12 protein-coding genes are annotated in these 13,828 nt (G+C 52.1%); 6 read left to right on the forward strand and 6 right to left on the reverse strand.

The features are described 5' to 3' along the window. Positions 1–148 precede the first annotated feature (148 nt). Both VV869_RS18245 and VV869_RS18250 read left to right on the forward strand, forming a co-directional pair. Entirely contained in the window at positions 149–1,378 is a 1,230-nt protein-coding gene (locus tag VV869_RS18245; protein ID WP_337736339.1) for a multidrug effflux MFS transporter, read from the forward strand. Further along, positions 1,375–1,770, forward strand: a complete 396-nt coding sequence (locus tag VV869_RS18250) for a GNAT family N-acetyltransferase (protein WP_337736340.1) — start codon at positions 1,375–1,377, stop codon at positions 1,768–1,770. The genes VV869_RS18245 and VV869_RS18250 overlap by 4 nt, the downstream gene beginning before the upstream one ends. Positions 1,771–1,941: 171 nt before the next feature. Here the strand turns inward: VV869_RS18250 and VV869_RS18255 are convergent, their stop codons facing one another. Continuing rightward, on the reverse strand, positions 1,942–2,721 hold the full coding sequence (locus VV869_RS18255) for a transporter substrate-binding domain-containing protein (RefSeq protein WP_337736341.1): 780 nt from the start codon (positions 2,719–2,721) through the stop codon (positions 1,942–1,944). Between the two features lie 18 nt (positions 2,722–2,739). Then, the gene (gene hisC / locus VV869_RS18260) at positions 2,740–3,813 is read right to left on the reverse strand and encodes a histidinol-phosphate transaminase (RefSeq protein ID WP_337736342.1); all 1,074 of its coding nucleotides are present in this window, start codon (positions 3,811–3,813) and stop codon (positions 2,740–2,742) included. Between the two features lie 179 nt (positions 3,814–3,992). Between hisC and VV869_RS18265 the strand changes: the two genes are divergently transcribed. Continuing rightward, positions 3,993–4,922 carry a LysR substrate-binding domain-containing protein gene (locus VV869_RS18265; RefSeq protein ID WP_337736343.1) on the forward strand — a complete coding sequence of 310 codons (930 nt, stop codon included), beginning with the start codon at positions 3,993–3,995 and terminating at the stop codon, positions 4,920–4,922. Here VV869_RS18265 and VV869_RS18270 read toward each other — a convergent pair. Further along, positions 4,919–5,815 carry an AraC family transcriptional regulator gene (locus VV869_RS18270; protein ID WP_337736344.1) on the reverse strand — a complete coding sequence of 299 codons (897 nt, stop codon included), beginning with the start codon at positions 5,813–5,815 and terminating at the stop codon, positions 4,919–4,921. The two genes, VV869_RS18265 and VV869_RS18270, sit on opposite strands and share 4 nt — an antisense overlap. A 162-nt stretch (positions 5,816–5,977) precedes the next feature. Between VV869_RS18270 and VV869_RS18275 the strand changes: the two genes are divergently transcribed. Beyond that, complete coding sequence (locus tag VV869_RS18275; RefSeq protein ID WP_337736345.1) at positions 5,978–6,130, forward strand: hypothetical protein; 153 nt, start codon at positions 5,978–5,980, stop codon at positions 6,128–6,130. A gap of 194 nt (positions 6,131–6,324) precedes the next feature. Here VV869_RS18275 and VV869_RS18280 read toward each other — a convergent pair whose 3' ends face one another. Next, positions 6,325–7,434 carry an ethylbenzene dehydrogenase-related protein gene (locus VV869_RS18280; RefSeq protein ID WP_337736346.1) on the reverse strand — a complete coding sequence of 370 codons (1,110 nt, stop codon included), beginning with the start codon at positions 7,432–7,434 and terminating at the stop codon, positions 6,325–6,327. A gap of 215 nt (positions 7,435–7,649) precedes the next feature. Here VV869_RS18280 and VV869_RS18285 point away from each other — a divergent pair, with 215 nt between their 5' ends. Further along, on the forward strand, positions 7,650–8,075 hold the full coding sequence (locus VV869_RS18285) for an Hsp20/alpha crystallin family protein (protein ID WP_337736347.1): 426 nt from the start codon (positions 7,650–7,652) through the stop codon (positions 8,073–8,075). Positions 8,076–8,168: 93 nt separating this feature from the next. Here the strand turns inward: VV869_RS18285 and VV869_RS18290 are convergent, their stop codons facing one another. Beyond that, positions 8,169–11,399, reverse strand: a complete 3,231-nt coding sequence (locus VV869_RS18290; protein ID WP_337736348.1) for an ImpA family metalloprotease — start codon at positions 11,397–11,399, stop codon at positions 8,169–8,171. A 217-nt stretch (positions 11,400–11,616) separates the two neighbouring features. Between VV869_RS18290 and VV869_RS18295 the strand changes: the two genes are divergently transcribed. Further along, a complete protein-coding gene (locus VV869_RS18295; protein ID WP_337736349.1) occupies positions 11,617–11,997 on the forward strand; it encodes a PH domain-containing protein in 381 nt (126 codons plus the stop codon). Positions 11,998–12,071: 74 nt separating this feature from the next. Here VV869_RS18295 and VV869_RS18300 read toward each other — a convergent pair whose 3' ends face one another. Further along, positions 12,072–13,754: an RluA family pseudouridine synthase gene (locus VV869_RS18300; RefSeq protein WP_337736350.1), complete on the reverse strand. Its 1,683-nt coding sequence runs from the start codon at positions 13,752–13,754 to the stop codon at positions 12,072–12,074. Between the last annotated feature and the right edge of the window lie 74 nt (positions 13,755–13,828).

The following is a 13,828-nucleotide window of genomic DNA, read 5'->3' on the forward strand; positions in this document are numbered from 1 at the left end:
TGGTATAAAGAGCTCGCCTAAGTTATGAGAGGTTTACTGCTACGTAAACTATTGTATTTATTTTAGTTAACAAACATACCTGCCGGTACGGCATGGCCAGGTTTTGGCAGGTATGCACTCGAAACCAGAGCAACAAACAAGGGTAAATATGCCTCAGAAAAAACATGCCCCACTATCTCGTGAAGAACTTAAGGTGGTGGCCATTCTAACGCTACTGCTTTTTATCGGCTTGATGGGAACGGATATTCATCTTTCTTCATTGCCGGAAATGACAAAATTCATGGGCACTACCCAGAAGCTGATGCAGTCCTCAATATCAATTTTTCTGCTTGGCGTTGGCTGCAGCGCCCTTGTATACGGACCATTAAGTGATAAATATGGGCGAAAGCCGGTCATTATGATCGGAATTTCCACTGCCATAGCCGGCAACTTGTGGGCAACCACGCTCTCTGAGATCGAGCCATTCCTGATTTCCCGCTTTGTTCAAGGTTTCGGTAGTGGCGTGAGCCTCGCACTGTCTCGTGTTGTACTGTCTGATATCGTCCAGGGTGAGCGCTATGCCATTACCAGCTCCTACATAACCATGTTCACGGGACTGTCTATTGTCTTTGGCCCTGTGATCGGCAGTGCCATTCAATCATGGTACGGGTGGCAAACCAACTTCGTGGTGATGGCTGCAATGCTCTTTTGCATACTTGTCATCTACGCTCTGCTATGTCCGGAAACGAACAGATACAAGGACCAATCCATAAAGTTGCATGAATGCTTCGCGAACTATCGCTCAGTGCTTAGAAACGATATCTTACTTCTGGCCACATTACTTTCGGGCATTGGAATGGCCTGCTTCGTGATGTATACGAGTTCTAGCGCCTTTATTCTGCAAGAATTATTCGGGATGTCCCCGACCGACTATGGGTTGATGTCCGCGTTTGTTGGGGCCGGTTTACTCGTCAGTCGCTCTCTCTTGCCTAAGCTTATCAATAACTACGGTATGCACATGGTCATCGCGACTGGATTGATTATCCTCATCGTAAGCGGCTTTTCATTGCTACTTTTAACAGAGTCTGGATACCTGTCTACTACGACGTTCCTTATTAGTGTTTCAGGCGTATTCTTCAGCTACACCTTCATCGTGATCTGTGCGTCTGCAATATCAATGACCCCATTTACTGACAAACGTGGCGCGGCAGGCGCGGTCTACTCCTGCTCGCAGATGGCGCTGGCCTTCATGGTGAATGCTTTAGTGTCAGTGATGTCCGATAACAGCGTCCTGATCATCAGCACCTGCTATATGGCCCTTCCCATAATCGGTCTGTATTTATGTAGAAAGATTCAGACAAAGCAATTACATTCAGCCTTAGGAGTTAAAGCTCAATGATCGAGTACCGCCAAAATCACCCCCTGGATCCGCAGGAAGTTGCAAGAGTATTTAAAGCCTCCGGCATTAACCGGCCCAGTGATGACATCCCACGGATAACATCTATGCTCGAAGGTGCGAACCTGATTATCTCAGCCTGGCATGAAGATAAGCTGATTGGTGTTTGCCGTGCACTTACCGACTACTGTTATTGCTGCTATCTGTCAGATCTTGCCGTAGACCGAGCTTATCAACGACAAGGAATTGGGACAGCGCTTATCTCTCAAGTCAGGAAGGCAACTGGAGACGAGGTGTCCTTGGTATTGCTGTCAGCACCGGGAGCAATGGACTATTACAAGCGGATTGGTCTCACTCTGGTTGACCATGCTTTCGTGAAGAAACGATTGAGATAGAATGCTGGACGAGCACTCGCCATAAATTCGGGTTCTGTCGCAAAGATGACGGGATGGGGTGACATGTTAATGACCACAACGATAGCCACATTTCACACCGAGCATAAAAAACAGCGCCTCAGCGCTGTTTTTTGTCTGTCTATCAAGTTCCTGTAAACGGTTTAGGAACGCTTATTCGCCGCCGTAAATATCGAACGTAAAGTATTTCGCAGCAATTTTGTCGTAAGTGCCGTTGGCACGAATGGTTTCAATCGCCCGGTTAAACTTCTCAGCCAGCTCGGTATCTTGCTTACGCAGCGCCAGCGCAGTGCCTTCGCCGATATAGGCCGGATCCGTGACCGCGTCACCGACAAAGGTAAACCCTTCACCGCGCTCTTGCTCCAGGAACGCCAGGCTGAGTTGATCCGCATTGCCGAATACGGTATCCAGTCGGCCGCTTTGCAAGTCCAGGTACACTTCATCTTGCCCGGTATAGCGCTGGATTTTCGCAACGTCGCCAAACATGTCTGTGACATAGCGGTCATGAATCGTCCCCAACTGGACCCCGATCCGCTTGCCTGCCAGGCCGGATTGATCGATCGACAATCCGGCATCGCCTTTCCCGATAAACCGTGCCGGTGCCTGATAATACTTATCGGTAAACAACACGCGCTTCTTACGCTCAGCGGTAATCCGCATCGAAGCCATGATCACATCCGCCTTGCGGGCCAACAGTGCCGGGATCAAGCCGTTCCAGCTCATCGTCACCCAGGTACATTCCAGATCCGCCGCCGCACACAGGGCATCGGCAATTTCGATGTCAAAACCACGCGGCGTGTCCGAGGCATCCTTGTAGTTGAACGGTGGATAGGTGAAATCAGAGGCTAAACGCACCGTTTTTTGCTGCGCCGCCTGGACATTGCTGATACTCATTGCGGCCACCACCAGGCCCATGCCAATCATTTTCTTCATCGTCAGATCCCTCTTCTACTAATATTCTTTTAATGCATTTAAGGTTTCGAGCATACTGCTTTTTGATCCCACCGAGATCCGTACACAGTGTTTTAACGCCGGATCGTGCGCCTGATTGCGAGTGACAATGCCTCGCTCGAGCAGATAGGCATACATACACTCAGGCCCGCGAAAACGAATCAGCACAAAGTTTGTCGCCGACGGATAAACCGCTTCAACCATCGGCAACTGCCGCACCTGCTCCATAAACCAGTCCCGCACGGCAACAAGCGAAGTCGTCTGCGCCTGCATTTGCGCCACGCCCACCTCATTTAAAGCACTCAGCGAAATTTGCGCGACCGGGTCTGCGATCGGATAAGGGGCGATCAGCCTGGCGACGTAGGTCATGACATGGGGATGGGCCAACAGAAATCCGCAACGCACTGCCGCCAGGCCAAACGCTTTTGACAAAGTCCGGATCACGACCAGATTCGGATATTGCGCGATCAGGTCTACCACCGTTGTTTCCGGGGCGAACTCAATATACGCCTCATCAACAACGACCAGAGTTGATGACTGACTGGCTTCCAGCACAGTCAGAAGATCATCCCGCAGGATCACATTGCCGGTCGGGTTATTCGGAGAGCACAAAAAGAGCACCTTGGCTTGCGGAAGCCGGGCACAAATCTCGGGCACGTTCAGCTGAAAATCTTCCCGGAGCGACACTTTGACCGTCTCAACCATGAATGACTCAGCACAGAATTCGTACATCGCATACGTGGGCGGACAAATCAGAATCTTATCGTGCGCCGGTTGACAGAAAGTGCGCACCAGCAGATCGATCGCTTCATCCGCGCCGCGAACGGCCAGCGCTTCGAGGTCCTGAGCGTCGCGCCCTTTCAGGCAATACGCCAGGTACTGCTCTGCCAACTGATTCGGCAGAAAATCCGGATAGCGGTGATACTCCCCTGTGCCAGTCCCATAGTGACAACCCTGCTCCAGTTCATTGGCGTTGAGCCAGATATGACCGCGGCCGCCAATACGTCGTGCCGACTGATAGGGTATGAGATTTTTTACTGCCTCAGGAACAAGGCGTGATGCCAGTGTTTCCACAACCACCTCCGAAAAGCGAATATTATCGCTGATAACCACACAAATAACGCATTTAAAAACACATTGAGTGAATTTTTATCCGTTAACATTCTTTTTACCAATTATATGCAGAGCAGAATTGATTTAAGAATCGAAATCTCTGCATACTAGGTATGAGTTTTTGGAATGGCTAAAAAACAATGATCCATACCCCGACGATGAAAGAGCTACAGTCTTTTCTGGTGACAGCACAACACTTGAATTTCACCGCCGCAGCGCAGGTGCTGAACTTAACCCAAGGCGCCGTCAGCCGACAGATCAGCAGCCTGGAGACCCGGTTGAATGTTCGCCTGTTTAACCGGCATGCCCGCGGGCTGACGCTGACCCATAAAGGGACCGAGTTTTTACCGCTGGTCGAAAACGCTCTCAATCAGATCCACCGGGCAGTCGATCAGCTCACCAACGACAAACAGCAAATCAAGTTGAAGGTGCCCAGCTGTATTACGTCCTGGCTGTTACCGAAACTGATGACCTTCCAGCAACAGTATCCTGAGATCGATGTTGAGCTGACTTCGGCGATCAAACACAACATCAATTTTGCCAGTGAGCCCTTTGACGCTGCGATTTGCTATGGCCAGCCTCCGAGGCAAAAAGATCTCACCAGCTACCTGTTGTTTGAAGAGCAACTGGTGCCGGTCTGTTCCCCCACTCTGCTGGCTGCATACGAACACACGCTCGCAGCGGATGAGATGCGCGCATTTACCTGGCTGCATGCCACGCCCCAGAAAAGTGACTGGTCGTTGTGGTTGAACCATGTTGCACAGAAAGAGGCCATGAAAGATGGTGGGACGCCCGACATGAAGCAGAGTGAGCAACATCAGCATTTTGCAACACTGGATCTGGCCGTGAGTGCGGCGATTCAGGGGTTCGGGATTGCAATTGGAGATATCACGCTGGCCCGGACCGACTTAGATGCCGGGCGGCTGGTGATGCCAAACCCCAACAGCGTCGCGTCGGGGAATGGCTACTATCTGGTCAGGCCGAAAAACCTGCAAACCGCGTCCCTGGATCTGTTATTTGACTGGCTGCAGCATCCTGAATCGCGTGAACCAGCAGGACCGCAAGTTTAGGCTTTGATCGCGGTATAGAAGCTGACATCGGCGACATGCGTCTGTTCGTCATAGCTGTGGTAAAGCTCGAAACAGGGGCGATCATCGATTTCAAGCTGTGACGCCACAATCGCTTCCATCAACACCTGCCAGTATTCGCCATACTGGCGCTGCTCGGTCACGGTTTCACGAATCGAGGCATATCCCCCGGCAGGTAAAGTCTGGATCTCAATTCCTGACCCGCCTTCCGTACCTTCGGGAACCGTGAGGCAAATATCGGTCCGACACTGCTGCGCCGGCGTCACTTCCGGGTTGTCGTGATAAATAAACAGGCATTGCCCGTCAGCCAGCCCCTTGGCTCCTGCCCATTGGTAAAGCTTACCCAGCGCCGGTTGATAGTTCTCCCCATAAGGACCGGTCACACGAACCGAAGCCAGACAGCGTTGTGCAAAATGTTCAGTCTTCATTATCTCACTCCTTTGCGGTTGATAAGACAAAGCATATCCTTGCGATGCCAACGGATCGTGTCCACCATTGCTTAACGCGTGTCCAATCTTGCTATTTCGGAGCAATGACGAAAATTCAGGCTGGGTCTGACAGCTGCGAATCTCGGATGGCGAGACACCAAAATAGAGCCGAAACGCTTTTGCCAGGCTTTGCGAGCTCGAAAATCCGCAGTCCATTGCCACTTCCGTCACCGCGCTTTTATGGTAGAACAAACAATGGACCGCGTTTTGAAGCTTCAGCCGCTTAATGAAGCCTCCCAGAGTCTCTCCGGTGACTGCTTTAAACACCCGATGGAAATGGTAGGGAGAAAGATGGGCCATCGCAGCCACCTGCTGCAAGTTTACCGGCTCTGCGAAGTGTTGCTCCAGATACCGAATCACCGGTGTGAGTCGTTGTTGATAATCCATATACTTGTATTCATTGCACCAAACTGCAGGGTCATCCATCATAGGCCAGCCGCCTCCAAACAACCAGCGGCCATCAATACGTTACACAAAACACCGCCAAAAATGTGAATGACTAAGCTTATAGGGTGTTAAGCGTTGTGCAAATAACACTAAGGTTGAGCTATGTTCGATTGGCTAAGAAATTTGTTCTCCTCCAAACCAGAAGCGCCTGATGACAATCTGGTCGAAAAACAATCCGATGACGCCATGCAAGAGCGCCATCGCCAGGAGGAAATCGCCCGGGGCTCGCCCTCGGATGATGACAACGAATCGTAACCGCGACACTACCCTCTAACGACGAGTGAGGGCAACATTCAGCGAGTCCGGGTGATGATCTCCGGCTCGTTGTTGTGCAAATTCCGGCATCCTGTGCATGTTTGAATCGATTCAACCAAAGCTATTTCGCCAAAGCAATTTTCACCAAAGCTATTTCGCCAAAACTATTTTCACCAAAGCTATTTTCACAAGAGCTATTCAGCCAGCGTCTCAAACTTCATCCGGAACACGTCCGGGCTGTATAAGTGACTCATCTGAGCATTATCAAACACCGCCACGCCGAAATAATAAGTCTGCGAAAGCTCTGAGAACTGAACGTCCTGCGCCTTGGCATTATGCCCGGAGGTAACGCGCTTGCGCCTCATTTCCAGCAGCCATTTCCCATCTTTCCAGTTACTCTGCGCACTGACATCGCCCCGTGAGCCGGTAAAGGGGCTCACCAAAACCGAAGCCAGGCGATCCCCCGGGCTGAAAGTATCCGCCAGCGGGATCTGTTGCTCCGGACTCAGCGCATACGCCTGGACCGCATCCCATACCCGGTTGCCCATCACCGGCTGTTGCGTGGCTTCCGAGATGTTCTCCCGATATCCGCCGCCGGTGACGAAGTCGCCTTTCATCCCCCAGCGCAAGTTCGTTGCCGGATCAATGGTGGCATCAATAAACTGATCATCGGCCTGAACCGTTTTCCCGGTTCGAACCGCTCGCCATACCCAGGCATCAAGCGTCTCGTCTTCGCGGGCGGTAAATTTACGACCGGGGCGACTTTGTTCGACATCCGCGACATAACCGCGACTATCAGCCATATGGCAGGCAACGGCACAGCCTTGGGTGTCAAACCCCTGGGTATTGATGTTCCAGTAAAGGCTGACTTTATCCTCATGGTACATATTTTCATAACCGAACTGATCCGGATTCGCCAGCCGCTGCCAGCGCCCATCCGGCTGCTTTTCCCACGGCATGAAAGCGAGGCTACGCGTCGGATCGTCCCACTGGATAAAAAAGTAAACATATTCATCATCATAAAGCGACTGAACCGAAACCGACGTTGAAGCCATGCCGGATTCACCACGGGGCTGATAGACCCGCCGATCCAGCGTCACGGTTAACGGCATCGCTTTCAGCCAGACACTTTCAGCCACACCGTCCAACTTCACCGGCTCTTTCACCCGAACGCTGACTAAAGTATCTGCTGCCATCACCGGTAATGTTCCCAATGCGGCTGCCAAAGCCAAAACAAATCGAGGGAGCACCGGCGAAAGTCCCGCTGCCAACCCCTGCGAGAACCGTTTCAATTGCCTGATCATCTTTGCCCTCCCGCTTACCTGAAAATCCAGTCGCCCTTTCATCAGCCGGCCTTCAAACACCCTGCGGAACGCCTATAAAATACCGGTTATTCAATGCATTACGCTGCCATTTTTCGGCCGTTGATTTATATCAAGTCTAGTTCGATTTTTCCCGATAGCGCGCAGGCAATTAACTACACTATTAATGCGTCCCAATAGACGAACTGGAGGTTAAGATGAGCTTGGTCCCACGTGATTCCTGGTTCGATTTCTCCCAGTTTTTCGATAATGCCTTCCCGACACTAAGGCATTCATTCGATGTGGAGTCATTTTCACCCAGGATCGATATTGTCGAAAAAGATGACGGTTATGATATTTCTGCCGATCTACCCGGGGTACGAAGAGAAGATATTTCCGTACAAGTGCACGGCGGAAACCTGACCATTGAAGCGACAACATCAAAAAACGAAGAGCAGAAAGAAGGCGATAAAGTCATTCGCAAAGAAAGATATGAAGGAAAATTGATGCGGAGTTTTTACTTAGGTCAAAACCTGCAACAAGAAACCATCAGTGCTGCGTTTGAAGATGGGGTGTTAAAAGTTCATGTACCAAAAGTTGAACCGACACAACCCAGCAGCGCCAAACGGATTGAGATTAAATAACGCATGCGACGTGATGCTTGATGTCTGTTCGTCACAAAATAAAAGGCTGACATTCCGTCAGCCTTTGTTATTGGGTCCATCAAAATGGATGAATTACGGCAGAGCACACTGGCTCGGTGACGTGTTATCCCGTGGCCAGCGGGTCGTTGGATCAGACTCAGACAGCGTGATGAAATCGAGACCGGTGCTCATCGTGGCAGGCGGCAAATCTTCCTCAAGCACATATATCCCCACAGGCACAGTCCCTTTGGTTGCATTCTTGCTCACCTGGCCGGCCGCCAGCGACGTGTAATGCAAACCAAACATGTCGAAGTACGGGCGCCAGTCCTGGCCGGTAATCACACTCAACGCCACCAGCATAAAGTCGTTACCCGGCATGCTGCTCACCGTGCTGCCACCGTAAGTGCTGTGCTGATAATCAAAGTCGCTAAACCCAAGCTGGGCACGGTGGGCCAACCAATCGGATTCATTCGCCGCGTATTGACCAAAGATCCGGCTGTGCTGGTACAACACAGAGAACAGGTGAAAACCGTTGTTCAGCTTATCGCCGGAGGCCATCACCTGCTGATCCGCACGCAACGCCATCTGGATATAAAACGCCATCCGGTAGCCGTTATGCACCGCATAGTCGTTGTTCTTCCATGGCACAGTAAAGCGATCTTGACCTGCGTCCATCACATTACAGTTGCTGTTGACCACAACGCGCTCATTGGCGCTGTTTTTCAGCTGCGCTGCATCCGACATGAAGACGTAAAACAGATCCTTATGATTCATATGCGTGTCAATCAGCGGCGTGGTTTTACCGTCACGGACGTAATGCGACTTCCATTTCACGTAATACGGGAAAATATTGTTTGAGTTTTCCCCGGCGCGAGAGCTGTATTGATCCCAGTTCTCTTTATTCGCCGCATCGACATAATGCACATTCAGACGCTTGGTTTGCAGGTTGTGGCCCAGCTCGTGGTTATCGCCCCAACTGGTCGGAGAAATCTCCCAAGATGCATCCCAAGGGTTACCGCTACACGCACTCCCACAGTGTGAGTTCTGATCATAGTTAGCGTGCTGAATGATCTTGCGGGTATGCAATTCCGGATCAAAACAGTCGGTGGCACCGAACAGGTTCTGACAGACCGACTTAACATCATCCGGTAGCGACTGGGTCAGTGTGCTGCCCTGAATCTTGTACCCTGCCAGGGTATACACGGAATTCAGGTGATCTTCCTCGATCGACTTCAGCAACGCATTCACCGTCGGCATCTCGTCGTTCAGGCCTTGCAGGAAACGATCCCGACGTAAATGCTGCTCTGCACCGTCGGTACGCAAATCAACATGCGGCAGTTCGGTATTTTCCAGAGTCTGATTAAAACGAGCAATCTGCATCGGATCATCGTAGCCCATGATTGCCGGGTGCTTGGCAATCCCTTGTGCCTTCAGCGTGACGGCAACAGGGGAAGCACTTCCCTCAAGATAGGCGTAAATCGGGCCACCGTACGGGGTTGAAAACGTCACCGTGTCACCCTTGGCCAATTCAATCCGCTCTTGCATCACTTCCAGCGGACCGCGGTAGATCCCGGTTTGATAGGCACGGTTGGTGTTACTGCGGTGATAGTTCAGCTTCACGACCATTCGCGCATCACTGCTATCCTGACGCGTCAATGTGATCGGTTGTCCCGGCAGTGCGTACCACCCGGTTGTCGTCCATTGATTCGAGTACGGTACTGAAATGGTTTGCGTTTCAGTTTCAGTGGCCGGGTAAGCGTAATGCGCCTGATGTCCGGTTCTCACTTGAGAGGCATCAATGATGAACTCTCCCAGATCCGGCTGAGCCAGGTTCCGGGTTCGGGCATAGCTCACGGCCCAGTCGGCGAACATCGCCTGCTGCCAGGCCTCAGGCTCACGATGGGTGATCGGGTAGTCAATTGCGGCCCGATATTTGTCAGCCAGCAACAAACCCGCTTTGACCAGCGTATAACGTTCGGTCGAAAAAGCATGAATGCTGCTGTTATCCAACCCGGTTGCTGCCAGGCGGTACCAGTCCGCGCCATTTTTGAAGGCTTGGTTAAACGCGGCGTCATTACAGTAAATTAAGTTCCGATCACAGTGCTCAAGCGACTGCGGATCAAACTGCCCGCTTTTCAGATTCACAAGCAACTGATCAACGGCCCGCAACTGCGCGTCATCTTCTTTTAAGCTTTGCACAGACAGATCACTGGCCAGGTGCTCAGGCCAGTAGTTGCCTTCGGCCTGCAAGCCCATGTAACGGAACACGGGTTTTGCCAGCGGACTGGCAAATCGCTCATGGTTGACATAAATCAGCGGAATTTGATTCGCTCGGGCCAGCTCAACAACCGCCTGACCGGCAGGGCTCCCCTGACCATTGCGATCCACATCGCTCATCACAATCACATCAGGCTTCTGCTGCTCGATACAGGTTGGCAAACTGGCATAGTCACAGCTGTTTTCTGAATTAACAACATGCTGTCCCGAGTAATGAGTATCCAGCCAGGCCCGGATTTTTTCATTGTGCTGGAAATACCAACTGTCACGGCGGCTCGACATATGGGTGGTCACCACGGAAAGTGGTTTGGATTCTCCGGCACCGCCCGTCATCCAGTGAAGCAGGTTTTTCAGCAGTTGATCTGTCTGTGCGGAATTATCGACAGCAAACATGTTAGCTGCCATCGCAGCATAGCGGTGGCCGGCCTGCTCACCTACATAAACCAGCCCTTTCGCAGAGGGTGTCCCTTTCTCTTCCTGAGTCGAGCGCAGCACCATCATGGTATGCTCCGGCAGGAAGCTCGACAGCGTAATACTGTCGTGGCTCGGATGCCAGGAAATCGTGCTACCAACGTTCTGGTACAGGGTGTCCAACAACGCCTGTCGGCTGGTCTGCGCAGTTTGAATTTGCGTGCGGCTAAAATCAATCAATTCATCTGCGGAAGCCAGCGTATGATCTTCCTGCTTCACCGCCGCTTCAGCATTTGTCAGAAATGAAGCCCGCACTTCACAAGGAGAGGTGATCGCCCCCGTCTGATAATCACTTCCGGTCAACTGGCCATGACAGCCCGTGACGGTATCCAGGACATAACCATGATCCGGCGACACGTGAAACTGAAATTGCTGACCTTCGACCACGGAGGCTGCCGAGGGCGTAATCGTACCGCCCGCGGATGCCTGAGCGGTCACCGGATACTCAACGGCCTTGAGTGGTTTGACCGTTTGCGTTTGAGTTTGCTCGGCGGCAGCTGAGCCATCACACGCGACGAGTAGGCCAATGCTGCTTAATGCCAGCCATTGTGACTTTAACTGGTTTGGTTTCACCATAACCCCTTTCTTATTATTTGATTTAGATAGAACAAGTGACGCGAAGCGTGCTTAATACAGAACACCTGGGGGAGTGTCAAAACGGTCGACCTGTTCGTGGGTGGTTATCACCATAATGAAATTCTTTGCTTAATGCAGCGACTGACCCGGTCGCTTCACATATAATTAATTTCCGGCTTGCTACCGGATCCGCTCAATATCATCAACGGAGGGAAACATGGGATTATTGAACGCCATTTTAGGGAATGCCGGTGAAATGGCTATCGAGGAAGCCACTGAAGAGCTGGCCACCATTCTGGGGCCATCGGAGCAGATCGAGCTGGCTTATAAACTGATCCGTGACATGATTGTGCTGACCGATCGGCGGATGATCTTAATTGATAAGCAGGGACTGACCGGGAAAAAAGTGTCCTACCGTTCAATTCCGTTCAAATCCATCACCCAATACACCGTCGAGAGCAACGGTCATTTCGACCTGGATGCGGAACTGAAAGTCTGGGTCTCCGGCCAGCATGAGCCGATTGAATTGGAATTTAACGGCAAAACCAATATCTACGCCATGCAGGGTCTGCTCGCCGCCAAAATTGCCGGGAAATAAAACGAGCAGATTCCGTACAGCCCCTACGGCAAAGCCGCCACATCCAGTGTGGCGGCAGATATTCAAGCCGCGCCTCAGAACGTCGCGTCGACCTGAAAACGCATCGGCTCCCGGGTGACCGGATGCTCCAATTCCAGCAACTCCGCATGCAGATGCAGGCGGTCCGCCCGAACGCCATACAGATCGTCACCGACAATCGGGGATGCCAGCCCGTCCACATGGGCGCAATGAACCCGAAGCTGATGAGTGCGCCCGGTTTTCGGATACAGGTAAACCTTGGTCCGGTTATCCTTGCGCGCCGCGACCTGCCAGAACGTTTCCGCCGGTTTGCCGTGTTGGCGACACACCAGCTGGCGTGGCCGATCATCGAGATCTCCCCGTAGCGGCAGGTGGATTTCCCCTTCATCCGGTACCAGAACCCCCTCAATCAGGGCCACATAACGCTTGGTGACGGTGCGTTGAATGAACTGCTTTTGTAATGCCTTGTTGGCGGCTTTAGTCAGCGCCAGCACCATCAGGCCGGACGTCGACATATCCAGGCGATGGACAATCAACGGGCCGGTCGCCTGCGGAAAACTCTCCCGGATCCGCAAATAAACCGAGTCTTCAATAGTTTTCCCCGGCACCGACAGGAACTCAGCCGGTTTATTGACCACCACCATGGCATCATCCTGGTAGACAATCTCCAGCGCTTTGCCCGCAGCAGGATTGGTCAGCATCGGATTGTCATCTACGCTTAGCCCTTCAAGCATATGTGCCAGAATCGGCTGACATTTTCCCCGGCAGGCCGGATAGAAATTCAGGTGCTGACGAATTTCTGATTTCGGAGAGCGCCCCCACCAGAATTCGGCCAGGGCCAGCGGCTTCATTCCCCACTGATAGGCATAATGCAGCAGCTTAGGCGCGGCGCACTCGCCAGCCCCTGCGGGAGGGATCCCATGCGGTGCTGCAGAGAACAACTCCCCCAGGCTCTTTTCTTCACCGTGGGCATTTAAGAAACGATACTGGGCAAAAATCTTTTCCTGCAAAGCCGAAGATTGCTGCTTCCGCTGTGTTTTCAGCTCGTTAATGGCTTGCGTCAGCGTTTCGTATTGTTCATCCAGTAACGCCTGCTGCTCACGCCAATGACGCTTGAGATCTTTGATGCGATATTTCTCATCAATACTTTCACGGCCCAGCTCGGCCAACAAGGCTTGCAACGCATCACCAGCCAACGTTGCCTCGCCTTCCGCCCGTTTTTCCTTGCGGATTTTTCGCGCTTCGACAATCTGTGCCTGCAACGCACTAATTTCAGCGTCGCCTTGCTGCTTGGCTTCTTTACGTTGCCTCGCCAACTGGTGCAATTGCGGATCGGCTTGCAGGTTCTGGATACGGGCATTGATTTGGTTAATCTCCACCTGCTCTGCCAGGAAGAAACTGTCTTTAGCCAGCATATCAAACACCGGTGGGACAAAATTCGGCAGCAGGTTTTGATCCGCCAGCTTGCCGGAAAAAGCCGACAGATAACCGATCTCACCCTGCGTATTTTGTACCAACAGCACACCGAACATCTTACCGATAGCTGTTTCCGTCTCGCCGTCTAACCCGAAATTGTGCTGCCAGTCGCGCTGGATTTCCAGGTGTTGCTGCAGCTCGGCGGCCGCCTGCAAACACAGCGGGTGCGGGTCATAGTAAAACGGGAACGTAAATCGCTCAGGCAACGTCTGGGGATCGATCGGGTGCTGAAAAGGCGTAAAGCAGTGTTCCGGGGAATGCATATCAAGATCTATCGTGTAAAGTGACGCCGCCGGAACACATTGCTCCGGCGGCCAAACAGGCGACTGATTCTACC

It is taken from the genome of Photobacterium sp. MCCC 1A19761 (genome assembly GCF_037389125.1).
GTDB lineage: Bacteria > Pseudomonadota > Gammaproteobacteria > Enterobacterales > Vibrionaceae > Photobacterium.

Bases quoted from the DNA above. Each gene is read 5' to 3' on its own strand.
- VV869_RS18245 (WP_337736339.1), top strand. From the start codon at position 149: ATGCCTCAGAAAAAACATGCCCCACTATCTCGTGAAGAACTTAAGGTG.
- VV869_RS18250 (WP_337736340.1), top strand. From the start codon at position 1,375: ATGATCGAGTACCGCCAAAATCACCCCCTGGATCCGCAGGAAGTTGCA.
- VV869_RS18255 (WP_337736341.1), bottom strand. From the start codon at position 2,721: ATGAAGAAAATGATTGGCATGGGCCTGGTGGTGGCCGCAATGAGTATC.
- VV869_RS18265 (WP_337736343.1), top strand. From the start codon at position 3,993: ATGATCCATACCCCGACGATGAAAGAGCTACAGTCTTTTCTGGTGACA.
- VV869_RS18270 (WP_337736344.1), bottom strand. From the start codon at position 5,815: ATGGATTATCAACAACGACTCACACCGGTGATTCGGTATCTGGAGCAA.
- VV869_RS18275 (WP_337736345.1), top strand. From the start codon at position 5,978: ATGTTCGATTGGCTAAGAAATTTGTTCTCCTCCAAACCAGAAGCGCCT.
- VV869_RS18280 (WP_337736346.1), bottom strand. From the start codon at position 7,434: ATGATCAGGCAATTGAAACGGTTCTCGCAGGGGTTGGCAGCGGGACTT.
- VV869_RS18285 (WP_337736347.1), top strand. From the start codon at position 7,650: ATGAGCTTGGTCCCACGTGATTCCTGGTTCGATTTCTCCCAGTTTTTC.
- VV869_RS18290 (WP_337736348.1), bottom strand. From the start codon at position 11,399: ATGGTGAAACCAAACCAGTTAAAGTCACAATGGCTGGCATTAAGCAGC.
- VV869_RS18295 (WP_337736349.1), top strand. From the start codon at position 11,617: ATGGGATTATTGAACGCCATTTTAGGGAATGCCGGTGAAATGGCTATC.
- VV869_RS18300 (WP_337736350.1), bottom strand. From the start codon at position 13,754: ATGCATTCCCCGGAACACTGCTTTACGCCTTTTCAGCACCCGATCGAT.